Annotated in this window: 7 protein-coding genes; 4 read left to right on the top strand and 3 right to left on the bottom strand. The window is 44.3% G+C overall.

Annotation, left to right across the window (positions count from 1 at the left end; all coding sequences use genetic code 11):
• Nucleotides 1-17: 17 nt before the first annotated feature.
• Both BN161_RS03190 and BN161_RS03185 read left to right on the top strand, forming a co-directional pair.
• Entirely contained in the window at nt 18-6,464 is a 6,447-nt protein-coding gene (locus tag BN161_RS03190) for a leucine-rich repeat protein (protein ID WP_081743621.1), read from the top strand.
• A gap of 266 nt (nt 6,465-6,730) precedes the next feature.
• Nucleotides 6,731-7,996 carry an ATP-binding protein gene (locus BN161_RS03185; RefSeq protein ID WP_044263047.1) on the top strand — a complete coding sequence of 422 codons (1,266 nt, stop codon included), beginning with the start codon at nt 6,731-6,733 and terminating at the stop codon, nt 7,994-7,996.
• Here the strand turns inward: BN161_RS03185 and BN161_RS03180 are convergent.
• From BN161_RS03180 to BN161_RS03170, 3 genes are read right to left on the bottom strand one after another with little or no spacing between them, the layout of a single operon-like run.
• The gene (locus BN161_RS03180; protein ID WP_044263045.1) at nt 7,989-8,954 is read right to left on the bottom strand and encodes a phosphatase PAP2 family protein; all 966 of its coding nucleotides are present in this window, start codon (nt 8,952-8,954) and stop codon (nt 7,989-7,991) included. The genes BN161_RS03185 and BN161_RS03180 overlap by 8 nt on opposite strands.
• Complete coding sequence (locus tag BN161_RS03175; RefSeq protein WP_044263043.1) at nt 8,945-9,952, bottom strand: NAD-dependent epimerase/dehydratase family protein; 1,008 nt, start codon at nt 9,950-9,952, stop codon at nt 8,945-8,947. The genes BN161_RS03180 and BN161_RS03175 overlap by 10 nt, the downstream gene beginning before the upstream one ends.
• Nucleotides 9,952-10,857, bottom strand: coding sequence for a cation diffusion facilitator family transporter (locus BN161_RS03170; protein ID WP_044263041.1), 906 nt, complete (start codon nt 10,855-10,857; stop codon nt 9,952-9,954). Before BN161_RS03170 ends, BN161_RS03175 begins: the two co-directional genes overlap by 1 nt.
• A gap of 293 nt (nt 10,858-11,150) precedes the next feature.
• Here BN161_RS03170 and rnr point away from each other — a divergent pair, with 293 nt between their 5' ends.
• Nucleotides 11,151-13,295, top strand: coding sequence for a ribonuclease R (gene rnr, locus BN161_RS03165; RefSeq protein ID WP_044263039.1), 2,145 nt, complete (start codon nt 11,151-11,153; stop codon nt 13,293-13,295).
• An 18-nt stretch (nt 13,296-13,313) separates the two neighbouring features.
• Nucleotides 13,314-13,799, top strand: coding sequence for a pyridoxamine 5'-phosphate oxidase family protein (locus BN161_RS03160; RefSeq protein WP_044263036.1), 486 nt, complete (start codon nt 13,314-13,316; stop codon nt 13,797-13,799).
• Nucleotides 13,800-14,193 lie beyond the last annotated feature (394 nt).

Genomic DNA, 14,193 nt, shown 5'->3' with positions numbered 1-14,193 from the left:
TAAAATAGATAACGATCATGAAAAAAATAGCAAGTTATATATTAATAATGTGTCTCGTAGGCGTAAGTGCCTACGCAGGCATGTCCGCAATACAGGAGACGGATACATTTGCAGAAAATGCACTGAAAGAAGGCTCTTTTCCATTAACATTTCAACATTCGACAACGAATGCATGGAGCGCAGGTGGGGGAAAAGTACAAAGTACAAATAAGGATGATAACTCGGAAGGATGGTTTAGTACCACGTTTGAATTGACATTTGATGCCACAATATCTTTTGAATGGTATGTAAACAGTGAATATTCCGACAGGCTTTACTTCTATGTAGATGGTCGAGAAATTCAATCTATCGGTGGAACCGATATGGCCAATTTTTCAGAAGTAACTCATCAATTAGCCCCTGGTGTACACACCATTAAATGGTCATACCAAAAAAATGGAGGTACCACTGCCGGATTTGATGAAGCTCAAGTCAGGAACATTTTCATCACTCCGGATGCCTTTGTCGTGGCAGGAGTGGGACGCCCTATATGCGACTCCCAGATATACTTCGGCAATGTGACTGTTAACACCCCTATAACAAAAGAAGTACATCTGACAAACATTGGAACAGAAGTTGTCACCATCAACAGCATCACAACGGAAGCTCCTTTCAGCATAGGCGATTACACTCAAACAATCAGCTCTTTGCAAAAAATCACCATACCTGTGACTTTGACCTCCACAACTGAAGGCAATATTGAAGGAAAGGCTATTGTTTCTACAAATTATGGAACCAAAGAAATAACATTGAGAGCCTATAGCGGAGCATTCAGCCACCAATACAACGTAACAACTCCCGGCACGATTAATACGCTTATTCCGGAAGCTGAACTCCCCAATGTCATTTCCGTAAAACTTTCCGGTTCAATCAATAAAACGGATATAGACTTTCTGAAAATCAAGGCAACGGAACTAAAGACACTGGACTTAAGCGAAGCTATTTTAGAAAACAATACAGTAGGAAACTCTTTCTTCCACAGTAGCACTACTCTGGAGACAATTATTCTGCCGACTGGTATCACCCGAATAGAAAGTTCTGCATTTGCGGAAAGTCCTTCTCTGAAACAAGTCGTCATACCGGAAAGCGTGAATTTCATCGGAAGCCAAGCTTTCCTAAACTGTCCCGCATTAGAAAGCATTGCATTGCCTTCTGCACTCCGTACTCTTGAAGGTAGTTCATTCCAAGGATGTACAAGCCTGAAAGAAGTTGTTATTCCGGAACTTCTGCAGACTATAGATGGATATGTCTTCACAGGATGTTCAGGACTGGAAACTGTGAAAATAGGAAATGGAGTAACATCGCTTGGTGGATATTATCAAACTCCGGTCTTCGAGGGATGTGATAATCTTACAACTTTAGTCATTGGTGACGGGATAACAAAACTAAATAACCAATTCGCAGGAAAAACGAAACTTACTTCCGTCACTTTGGGCAAGAATCTTCAGGAACTGCACGAAACCTTCAGCAGATGTACGGCATTGGAAACGATTACATTACCGGACGAATTAAGAACGATCGGCGATAACACCTTCAATGGATGTACCAGCCTTACTACAATAAACTTCCCCGACAGTACCCGTACCATCGGTACGACGGCATTCTATAATTGTAGCAAACTCAACGGCATCACTCTGAATGACAGTTTGAAAAGCATCGGAGAAAATGCTTTTACGAACTGTAGCAGTCTTACCGAAATTGCAATCCCCGATAAAGTGGAAAGCATTCAGCGACATACCTTCGATGGATGTACGGCACTGGAAACGGTAAAGATAGGAAATGGAGTGACCAATATCGGCGGCTACTATCAGGAAGCGGCATTCGAAGGATGTGACAACATTACAACGCTGATTATCGGTGATGGCTTGACCACTCTTAGTGCTCAATTCAGCGGAAAGGCCAAACTGGCAAATATCACTTTAGGAAAAGGTTTCAAAGAGCTGCACGGAACCTTCAACGGATGTACAGCATTGGAAACGATTACATTACCGGACGAATTAAGAACGATCGGCGATAACACCTTCAATGGATGTACCAGCCTTACTACAATAAACTTCCCCGACAGTACCCGTACCATCGGTGCGGCAGCATTCTATAATTGTAGTAAACTGAACGGCATAATTCTGAATGACAGCTTGAAAAACATCGGAGAACAAGCTTTTACGAACTGCAGCAGCCTGACAGAAATCGCAATCCCCGATAAAGTGGAAAGCATTCAGCGATATACCTTCAATGGATGTACGGCACTGGAAACGGTAAAGATAGGAAATGGAGTGACCAATATCGGCGGTTACTATCAGGAAGCGGCATTCGAAGGATGTAACAACATTACAACGCTGATTATCGGTGATGGATTAACCACTCTTAATGCTCAATTCAGCGGAAAGGCCAAATTGGCAAATATCACTTTAGGAAAAGGATTTAGAGAATTGAATGGCACTTTCAACGGATGTGCAGCATTAGAGCATATCACTTTGCCGGATTCTTTAAAAACAATTGGCAATAGTACATTTGCCGGATGTGCGAATTTAAAGGAGATTATCTTTCCTAAAAATTTAAAGGCAATTAACCCAGAAGCTTTCATAGGTTGTAATAGTCTGGATAGCATCGCTTTCCCCGATTCATTGGCATACCTAGACAACAGAATTTTTGCCAATTGCGAGAAACTCCGAATTGTCAACATGGGAAAAGGCGTGAATAGCATACATTCATATAACAATGTTTTTGAGAACTGTCCTAATATAGAAAAGGTATATTTCAGTCCGAAACTTACCACAATTCCTGCCCTGTTCAATGGAAAAACTAATCTTACTACAGTGATATTGGGTGATAGTGTGAAAACCATTGGAGGTAGTGCATTTGCCGGATGCGCTCAATTAAGCAGCATTAATATTCCTAATACCGCAACTACCATAGAAGATTATGCTTTCAACGGATGTGCGGGGCTGAAAGATATTAAATTACCTGACAGCCTACGGGCATTGGGTGCATACTCATTCATTGGAGCTGGATTGGAAAGCATTACGATACCAAACAAACTAAAGACCTTAAGGGAACGTACCTTCGCTTCCTGTCCTAACCTAAAAACAGTTGTGCTTGGCGATAGCCTCAAGACTATTGTGTCCGATTACTCCGGAGCTTTCCGCGACACACCTAACATTACCTCAGTAACTTTCGGTGATGGAATCGAAGAAATCAACAGTGCATTCAGCGGGCAGGCAAAACTCACGAAAGTAATCTTAGGAAAGAAGGTAAAAACAATCGGTAACAACGCTTTTAGCGGATGTACCTCTTTGGCATCATTCAGCTTCCCAGAAACTATAACCAACCTAGGAACTTCTGCTTTTAACGGTGCCGGTCTGCGTACACTTACGCTTCCCAGCAAGTTAACCCAAATTCCTGAAATGGCATTCTATAATTGCGATAGCTTGCGTTCCATTATTCTCGGTAAGCAAATTACCCAAATAGCAAATAATGCATTTGGAGAATGCGACAGTATACGTGAAGTGACGGTAGACAATACCATTCCCGAAATTATCAATATCGCTTCCAGTTTTGCAAACATGCGAAAGATTAGCTTCGGTGTATCTGTTACAGAAATTCCCGACAACTTATTGAGTAATAAGAGTAAACTGCAAGAAATCGTATTAGGCGAAAACGTTACTAAGATTGGAAGATCAGCTTTCAGCTCAACCGCTTTACGCTCATTTACATTCCCCGCAAAGGTCACTACTATCGGAGAAGAGGTCTTCAATACTTGCACCCAACTGAAGAAAGTCAAATTCAACACTGTCTTGACAGAGATTCCGGCCAATACTTTCAATAACTGTACAGCTCTTGACTCCATCGGTCTGCCTAACAGCATTCGCAAGATAGGCAGTTATGCTTTCAGCGGCTGCGACTCTCTGCGTAAGATTCAACTGAATGCCGAGCTCACGGAAATAAGCGCTTATGCCTTCTACAACACCGGTGACAAGAAACTAAAAAGCATCAGCATCCCGAATAATGTGAAAAGCATCGGTGAATATGCTTTCGCCGAATGCGACACCTTGAGCAACATCGTGCTGGGAGTCGGCATCGACAGCATTGCCGGATACGCCTTCCAAAACTGCCGGAACTTGAAAGCGATAACACTGCCGGTCAATACACGCGTACTGGGAAATAACCTGTTCGAAGGAACTGCCATCTCCGATTTGGTTATTCCCGATAAAGTTGTTTCTTTGAAGGAAACATTCAGAGGGCTGGAAAATAAACTGGCATCCGTCACAATAGGAAATGGGATTACCCAACTTCCGGAAGGGACATTCTCAGGGTTCGCTCTGCTGAAAAGTGCCAAACTGGGTTCAGGCCTTACGAAGGTACCGCAAAATACATTCAGCTCCTGTGATAATCTGACGAATGTAACTATTGGAGAGAATGTGACCACTTTAGATGCATACAGCTTTGCATACTGTACCTCGCTGAAAGACCTGACCATTCCTGAAAAGGTTACGGAAATACATCCGGAAGCTTTCTACCAAACCTCTATCGGACAGTTCACCCTGAACATGAAAAGCATTCCCGACTATGCCTTCAATAACCGTTCGGATGTAACCAAGTTTGTACTGGGTCCTAATGTAAAGAGCATCGGTATTCAAGCATTCAATTATACGAATATCAGTGAAATAAATCTCCCTGAAGGATTGACCACCATTAAAGACCGGGCCTTCTACGGCACCAAATTAAAAGCCGTATCCATCCCGGCCACTGTGGTCAATATCGGAGAAAGCGCATTCGGCTATTGCAACGAACTTGCCACTGTAGCCATAGGGGCCGGTTCTACCCGAATTGGCGAAAGCGCTTTCGCGCAGAACGCCGTCCTGACCACCGTGACCATGAAAGAAGGCGGCACTAAAACAATCGCTCCCTATGCCTTCAACACTTGCAACAATCTGCAGGATGTGACATTGGCAACGACCGACTCTATCGGACAATACGCCTTTGCCTCATGCGGAAAATTGGCTAAAATACATATTCCGGCCCGTAAAATCAGTGAATATGCTTTCCAGGATTGCGCAGCATTAGCAGAAGTATCTTTCGCTGAAGAACTGGACTCAATTTGCAGCTATGCCTTCACCCGCTCAGCCGGTATTAAGTCGTTGGCATTCCCTAACAGCCTGACGTATATCGGCAACACCGCTTTCAGTTATGGCGAAAGCTATGGAGGCAGTTCTAACAGCCTCGAAAGTGTCAGCTTTGGCACCGGACTAAAGGAAATCGGTGAATGCGCCTTCTACAGCAGCCCCAAACTGACCCGCATCGAACTGAAAGATAATGTAGAGTTCATTGGCAGAAAAGCTTTCAACAATTGTCCGAATGTGCGTTCCATCAAAGTGGGCAAAGGGATTAAGACAGTGCAGCCCGGCGCTTTCAGCGGCACCACCGAATTATTGGCGATCCACTGGAATAACGATACCCAGATCGCGGATGATATCTTCTCACCAGCCAAGAACTGCCTGATGTATGTAACCGCTAACACGGAAGTACCTGCCAAGTGGTATAATATCATTCGCGACGGCATAGCAGACAGCATTGATATCACTGACCGCTATACGTATAATTGCGAAATGGCATTCAAAGCCAAAAAGATTGTGTTCCGCAAAACTTTCAGTCTTGAAACAGGGCGCGGCGAATCGAAAGGATGGGAAAGCATCGCACTGCCATTCGACGTCACTTCCGTTATGTTCGGCTCGCGAAAACTGGCTCCGTTCGGTGCAGACATGACCAATGCAACTCCGTTCTGGCTCCGCGAATTGAATTCCGACAAAGGTTTCAGCAGTGCCACGGCCATCGTAGCCCATAAGCCTTACATCATTGCCGTTCCCAACAACTACACGTATGATGAAGACTATAATGTGTCTGGAGAAGTGCAATTCATCGCCGCCTCTGCCGACGGAGTAGATATTCCCGCAACCCCTGCCACCCTTGAGAAATCGGAAGGACCAGCATTTGATTTGGTGCCTACGTTTACTACCGTGCCCCAGGATATAGAGGTATATGCACTGAACTCAGACTGGCAATACACCAATGAAACATTAGGAAGCATGTTTGAGCGCGATAGCCGTAGTATACGTCCTTTTGAAGCCTATGTAGTAAATAAGCTGGAATTCAGTGGCGCATCTGCTCCACGCATGTACAGCATCGGCGGAAACGGTGACATAACTGGTTTAGGCGACATGATACAGAAAGATGCAGAATCGCTGAAGGTATATAGTAAACATGGAATTATCTATATCCACACAGATAAAGACCGGACAATCAACATCTACAACACAACTGGAATGCTCGTTCGTACTGTAGATGCAATTGAAGGAGAAAATCAAGTAAATGGTCTTGTTGAAGGAGTCTATTTCCTCGAAGGAAAGAAAGTGCTCGTAACAAAGTAAAAGACTAATTCTTTCTATTACTGTCCGCTAAAACTACGTAGCCTGTGACAGAGATAGGGCTGACCTCCGATTTGACAGGTCAGCCCTTTTTGATTATCTTTGAGTAAGTTGCATAATATAGAGATAGAGACCGCTCCAAAGCGTAGTACCTTGTCTGATGCCAACGCAAGACGACCGGAAAAAGTTCTTTGAGAAACAAGTCGGTTATTGTCTTGCTAATTGAACAAAAAACGCCTATTTTTGTTCAATGAATAAAACAATATAGTATGTTAAAGAAAGAAACACTAAAAGAAATACTACTTGAAAACAGGAAAGAGGTTAGCAAGCAGCAAGTGATTTCACGTCATTTCCAGTTTGAGGAATTTGGTAATTATGTCTTAGTCGGAATACGTAGGGCCGGTAAGTCATTTATGCTTTACCAACGAATTCAAGAATTACTGGCGAATGGCCATTCCTGGGATGAAATGCTCTACATCAACTTTGAGGACGAACGTTTGATCGGCGTAACCGCCTCTGACTTGAATCTACTGTTGGAAGTACACTTTGAACTGTCGCAGAAAAGACCAATGCTCTTCTTGGACGAAATACAGAATATTGATGGATGGGATAAATTTGCCAGACGCCTGGCAGATAGCAAATACAAAGTTTACATTACCGGAAGCAACGCTAAAATGTTGAGTCAGGATATAGCAACAACATTGGGCGGCAGATACATCACCATCTACGTATATCCTTATGATTTTAAAGAATTTCTCAATGCCAATACCGTTTATCTCACCGAGCATTCACTCTCTACAACAGACAGCCGTGCAGAAATCAAACGTTACTTTAATGATTACTTCAAATCCGGCGGCTTTCCCGAAGGAGCAAGTCTGCCTGCCAAACGCGACTATCTGACGAGTGTATATCAGAAAATCTATTTAGGAGACATCGCTGCACGACACTCCATTGAAAACACATTTGCCCTAAGAGTTCTTTTCCGAAAATTAGCTGAAAGTGTAAAGCAACCTGTATCCTTCTCCCGCATGGCTAACATTCTGGCATCCACAGGAGTTAAGATAGCAAAGAATACGGTTATAAATTATATGGAATATGCCAAAGACGCTTGTCTTTTACTCCCGATACGCAATATAGCCGACAAACTGGTAGAACGGGAAACCAATCCAAAATATTATTTTGCCGACAATGGCATTTTAAGCTTACTACTTTTAGATGCAAATACCTCTTTACTTGAAAATCTCGTAGCTGTCAGCCTATTACGTAAATACGGTATAGATGATGCCGTGTTCTTTTATAACAAAAACATTGAAGTTGACTTTTATCTACCTGATACCTATACAGCCATTCAGGTGAGCTACACGATAAACCACTCCGATGAGACATTTGAGCGGGAAGTACAGGCACTTATCAAATTACAGAATGTATTGGAGTGCCATCGCCTGCTGATTATCACTTATGATGAAGAAAACACAATCAAAGCAGGCGAAGTGGAAATTGAAGTCCTTCCTGTCTGGAAATGGTTACTCACTTGAACATCGGCTGTGCAAACCACCGCTTAAACATCCACGTCACCACCACATACAGACCGAAAGCTGAAACAAAGCCTACAATCGAATCAATCAAATAGTGCGCCTGAATGTACACCGTGGCACAGCAAAGCAGTACATAGAAGGGAAACAGACAAGCAAACAACCTGCGGCTACCACGCCACGCCATAATCATTAGGATAGTGGAAATTCCCACATGCGAACTGGGGAAAGCAGCTGTAGGGCGTTCACCGATCTGCTGTGAACCCTCTACCAGATTGTAAAAGAATCCATGATCGTATCCCGGCCCGGGCAGTAGTTCCTGGTTATGATTGAAGTAATCTCCGATAGAAGGAAACACACCCTGCGCCACATTATCATCACCAATAGCCGGGAAATAGAACTGTGGACCTGCCACCGGAACAAAGATATAAATCAGATAATAGATAAAGAAAGAAGTGACCAGCACGAACGATAACTTCTCGAAAAGTTCAAAACGATAAATAAAGTACCACACTACCACAATCAAAATCATCGGATAGTAGAAGAAGTATCCCATATTGAACGGCTCACTCACCCACATATGCGGGAAACGGAGGCAGAACCATACCGCCGGCTGACCACCGAACATCCACTGCTCCACCGAAGCAAACACATGGTCCAGATTCGGAAATATCCGGTTGAACTCAAACGTATCGGGATACCAGTAGGAAAGCAAGGACATCTGGATAGCAATACGCACAAAGGCGGAAAACTTACAGGGTGCCAGCCGGTAAAGATACATCAATAAAAACGTCATGCCCGCAATCATTGCACGGTCAATCAACATCTGCACCGGATGATCCATTTCCTGAAAAAGAAACAAGATCAAAATCGAAGTCAACAAATTATATATAAGTGTTATCTTCTCAACTGCAAATAACCCCTTCCGGGTTTCTACCTTTTTAAATAAATCTAAAGCCATCCCTCGTTCTTATACCAGGCAATAGTCTCCCTTACACCTTGTTCCAGATTGTACTGAGGTGCAAATCCCAACTCTCTTACAGCCGGGCTGATGTCACATTGCCAATTGCGTTGTTTCATTATGTTATACTTATCAGAATTGAGAGTGCTGGGCTTCTTGCTACGCACCGCCCAAAATTCAGCGAGCAAAGATACAACTTTCAATATAATTAATGGGCATACTATCCGAATTACAAACGGATTACCCAATTCTTTTCGGATCAGGTCGGAAAAAGCGCGACTACGGTACACCTGTCCGTCTGCCAGGAAATAGGCACGTCGGCATGCCTGTTTTTCAATACCGAGGAATACAGCCTGCACAATATCTTTCACATAAACAAACGTCAGATCCTGCCGGCGAAAGCCAACAGCAAAGTCCGTGTGCTGCTTGATGGACTTAGCCATCAGGTAGTAATCTTTTTCACGCGGACCGTACACTCCCGTGGGGCGATAGATGACATAAGGAAAAGCGGGAATACTTTGCAAGTAAAGCTCCGCTTTAAGTTTACTCAACCCGTAAGCAGTATTGGGCATAGGGGAGTCTTCTTCCGTAATCGGCTGATAAGTTCTCTCATGAACAGGGCCAAACACACTCAGCGTACTGATATAGATAAATTGCTTTGGTATCATATTCAGTTCACGAAGAGTATCGACAAAGTATTTCGTCTGCAAATAATTCACCCGGTCAAACTCCCGTTTGTCGGCACATTTGGTGACACCGGCACAATGGATGATATAATCGAACTTATTATATGTTCCCTTATGGCCGGAAAGCTGCGCACGCAATTCATTGGGGTGTGCAAAATCCAGTTCCAGAATGTGTATCTTACGGTTTCGCAGATATTCCCGGCTGCTGCTCGAACGGATACCCGCCCACACGCCGAACTTCCGCTTCAACGCTTCTTCCACGATGAAACTTCCGATAAATCCACTGGCTCCTGTTATTAATATACTTTCCATTACTTCTTGGGTTCTACATGAATATTAATCAGCGTACCTTCGCCAAGCATTGTTTTTAATTTATGTTCAATAGCCGTAGCCGTAGTATGAGCTTCTTCCAATGTAATCCCTCCATCCATACGCACATGTACTTCAATAGCGCAATAACTACCGATACGCCTCGTGCGGAGATGATGCGGCTCACTGACTCCGGGAAAAGAGAGCAATGCTTGCTCAATATCTTTCTCCACTTCATCCGGCAAAGACTTTTCAAGCAACTCGTCAACACAAGGAATCAACAGCTGAATAGCTACCTTCATTATAAAGAAACTGACAATCACAGCGGCTATCGGATCGAGTACCCGCCAATGTTCGCCCAACAAGATTGCGCCTCCGATACCCACAGCCGTTCCTATAGACGAAAAAGCGTCACTCCGATGGTGCCAGGCATTGGCTACTACTGCCTGTGAATTCAGACTCTTTCCCTTAATAACTGTATATTGATATAATATCTCCTTCAGCAAGATAGAAACAAGAGCAGCTATCAGGGCCACCATTCCAGGTGCTTCCAGCTGTTCTCCTTTCATAAAAGCCCAAATAGAAAAAGCACCGTTCCACAAAATACCGAACCCCACCAATAATAATAGAATTCCAATAATGGCAGTGGCTAACGTTTCATACTTCCCATGTCCATAATCATGATCTTTATCCTGAGGTTTATTGGAAATACGGACAAACACGAGAACAATGACATCCGTCACAAAATCAGATAAAGAATGAACCGCATCCGCCAACATAGCAGCGCTATGGCCTAGAATACCTGCCACAAACTTAAAGGCAAGTAGCGCAAAATTAGCAATACTACCGATAATCGTCACTTTGTATATTTCCTTCTCCCGGGACAGAGAAGCAACTTCTACGCTCATTCTATACTGATTATTAAAACAATAATGGTGCAAAGATATAAAATAAAAGCCATTTTGTATTTCTCAATTATTATTTGTTTATTTGCATGGTTATTAATTAACTACCTAACCTACATTATTCATTGTAGCTCCTCTAACTCCTTTACCTCTTCTAACTCCTATGAATTATTCAGGCTAATTACATCTTTTTTGCCTACATCCCCATTCTTTTCAAGACAGAAACAAAGCAAATTCGCAAAAAAATTGTTTTCTTTGTATCTATCATATGCAATCCATTCAATAATCAATATATTATGGCCAAAAACAAAGAAAAAAAAGCCGGCAAGCGAATGAAGAAGAAAGAACTCATTTCTGCCCTTATGGATTTTTTCCATTCGAAACCCGACGAGGTACTGTCCCTGAAATACATATTCGAACAACTCCACCTTACCACGCATCCTCTGAAGATGCTGTGTAGGGATATTCTAAGCGATATGCTACTGGATGATTACATCACCGAAGTAGAGAAAAGCAAATATAAACTGAACAATCATGGTGTGGAAATGACAGGCACTTTCCAGCGCAAGAGTAATGGAAAGAATTCCTTCATTCCCGAAGGTGGAGGTGACCCGATATTCGTGGCCGAGCGTAATTCGGCACACGCCATGAACAATGATAAAGTACGCATCTCCTTCTACGCCAAACGCCGCGGGTGCGAAGCCGAAGGAGAAGTGATAGAAGTGCTGGAGCGTGCCAACGACACCTTCGTAGGTACACTGGAAGTAGGCAGTTCATACGCCTTCCTGGTGACGGAAAACCGTACGCTCGCCAATGACATCTTCATCCCCAAAGAAAAGCTGAAAGGTGGAAAGACGGGAGATAAAGCCATCGTGAAAGTAGTGGAATGGCCCGACAAGGCGAAAAACCCCATCGGGCAAGTCATCGACATCCTGGGCAAAGCGGGCGACAACACCACCGAGATGCACGCCATCCTTGCCGAATTCGGACTGCCTTATGTCTACCCCTCTTCTGTAGAAAAAGCTGCGGATAAAATCCCCGCCGAAATATCCGATGAAGAAATTGCCAAACGCGAGGACTTCCGAAATGTGACTACCTTCACCATCGACCCGAAGGATGCCAAAGACTTTGATGATGCTCTCTCCATCCGCAAACTGAAAGATGGCTTGTGGGAAGTAGGCGTGCACATTGCAGACGTTACCCACTACGTAACCGAAGGCAGCATCATCGACAAGGAAGCCGAAAAACGCGCTACATCCGTGTATCTTGTAGACCGTACCATCCCGATGCTTCCCGAACGTCTTTGCAACTTCATCTGCTCCCTACGTCCCGACGAAGAAAAGCTGGCATACTCCGTTATCTTCAACATCAACGAAAAGGGAGATGTGAAAGACTCGCGCGTAGTACATACAGTAATCAAGTCCGACCGCCGCTTTACTTACGAGGAAGCACAGCAAGTAATTGAAACGAAAGAAGGAGACTTCAAAGAAGAAATCCTCATGCTGGATACCATTGCCAAGGCGCTACGTCAAAAGCGTTTCGTAGCCGGAGCCATCAACTTCGACCGTTACGAAGTGAAGTTTGAGATAGACGAAAAAGGGAAACCTATCAGCGTCTACTTCAAAGTTTCCAAAGATGCCAACAAGCTGGTGGAAGAATTCATGTTGCTTGCCAACCGCACCGTAGCAGAAAAAATCGGTCGCGTACCGAAAAACAAGAAGGCCAAGGTATTCCCTTACCGTATCCACGACCTTCCGGACCCGGAGAAACTGGATAACCTGGCACAATTCATCGCCCGCTTCGGCTACAAGATACGTACCGGTGGGACCAAGACAGATGTTTCCAAATCCATCAACCACTTGTTGGACGACATTCAGGGCAAGAAGGAGGAAAACCTTATTGAAACCGTATCCATCCGTGCCATGCAAAAAGCGCGTTATTCCACGCACAACATTGGACATTATGGATTGGCATTCGAATACTATACGCATTTCACCTCACCCATCCGCCGTTTCCCGGACATGATGGTACACCGCTTGCTGACGAAATATCTGAATGGCGGACGCAGTGTTTCCGAGACTAAATACGAAGACCTCTGCGACCACTCCAGCAATATGGAACAAATTGCTGCCAACGCTGAACGTGCTTCCATCAAATACAAGCAAGTAGAATTTATGACGGAGCGTCTGGGACAAGTGTTCGATGGTGTTATTTCCGGTGTTACGGAATGGGGGCTGTACGTTGAACTGAACGAAAACAAATGCGAAGGCATGATACCTATCCGCGATCTTGGCGATGACTATTACGAGTTCGATGAGAAGAACTACTGCCTACGCGGACGCCGTAAGCACCGTACCTACAGTTTGGGCGATGCAATTACGATTAAGGTGGCACGGGCCAATCTGGAAAAGAAACAGTTGGACTTTGCGTTGATGGAATAAAAACAACCATTCAGCTTTATGAAGACAATCGCAATCACCGAAGCGGCGGAGATTGAAGCAATCATCCGCAAATGCCCCTACTGCATGGTGGGCATCACCGACCTGGAGGGCAACCCCTACGTGGTCCCCATGAATTTCGCCTACCGGAACGGAGTCATCTATCTGCACTCCGGTCCCGAAGGCGGCAAAGTGGCGATGGCGGAACGCCATCCGCACGTCTGCATCACCTTCTGCGAAGGGCACGAACTGGTGTATATGCACCGGCAGGTGGCATGCAGCTACAGCATGAAGTCGCGTAGCGTGATGTGCCGGGGCAATGTCCGCTTCATCGAAGACATGGATGAAAAACGGAGCATACTCGACATCGTCATGCAGCAATACGTCGATTACGAATTCAAATACAGCGAACCCGCCGTGCGCAACGTGAAAGTGTGGGAAGTCAGGGTAGAGAAGATGACGTGCAGGTCCTTCGGGCTGCGGCCGAGTGAAATCACCTCAGAGTAGTTACTATCCCGATACACAACTTCGTTCCAGTGACAGAAACAAAAACATAACGCTCCGCTTGTTTTTTTATTCGGGATGACGTTTAAGGAAAGAAGATAAGCACAAAGAAAAGTCTTTTCTGCATTGTTACGACTTTTCTTTATATCACTTCTTGTCCGGCAGTTATCCCCCCTTCTCCGGCAATTTACTGCTTTGCCATGCATTTTTGTATTATTCTTAATGACTCCAGAAAGGTGCATTTAATAGCTTTATAACTAATTAATTAGAGTTTCCCTCCTGTAGGAAACTGGCGTTTCCACTAAAAGAAACTGCCGTTCCCACTAAGGGAAACGAGCGTTTTCATTAGGGGAAACTGCCGTTCCCCGCAGCGGAAACGGATCTAAATATAGGAAGG

The sequence above is a fragment of the Bacteroides timonensis genome, assembly GCF_000513195.1.
Taxonomy (GTDB): Bacteria; Bacteroidota; Bacteroidia; order Bacteroidales; family Bacteroidaceae; genus Bacteroides; species Bacteroides timonensis.
The sequence above is the reverse complement of the archived record's forward strand: the minus strand, read 5'-3'. Positions and strand labels throughout refer to the sequence as shown.

Coding starts and splice junctions, on each gene's coding strand:
- BN161_RS03190 (WP_081743621.1), top strand. CDS start 18: ATGAAAAAAATAGCAAGTTATATATTAATAATGTGTCTCGTAGGCGTA.
- BN161_RS03185 (WP_044263047.1), top strand. CDS start 6,731: ATGTTAAAGAAAGAAACACTAAAAGAAATACTACTTGAAAACAGGAAA.
- BN161_RS03180 (WP_044263045.1), bottom strand. CDS start 8,954: ATGGCTTTAGATTTATTTAAAAAGGTAGAAACCCGGAAGGGGTTATTT.
- BN161_RS03175 (WP_044263043.1), bottom strand. CDS start 9,952: ATGGAAAGTATATTAATAACAGGAGCCAGTGGATTTATCGGAAGTTTC.
- BN161_RS03170 (WP_044263041.1), bottom strand. CDS start 10,857: ATGAGCGTAGAAGTTGCTTCTCTGTCCCGGGAGAAGGAAATATACAAA.
- rnr (WP_044263039.1), top strand. CDS start 11,151: ATGGCCAAAAACAAAGAAAAAAAAGCCGGCAAGCGAATGAAGAAGAAA.
- BN161_RS03160 (WP_044263036.1), top strand. CDS start 13,314: ATGAAGACAATCGCAATCACCGAAGCGGCGGAGATTGAAGCAATCATC.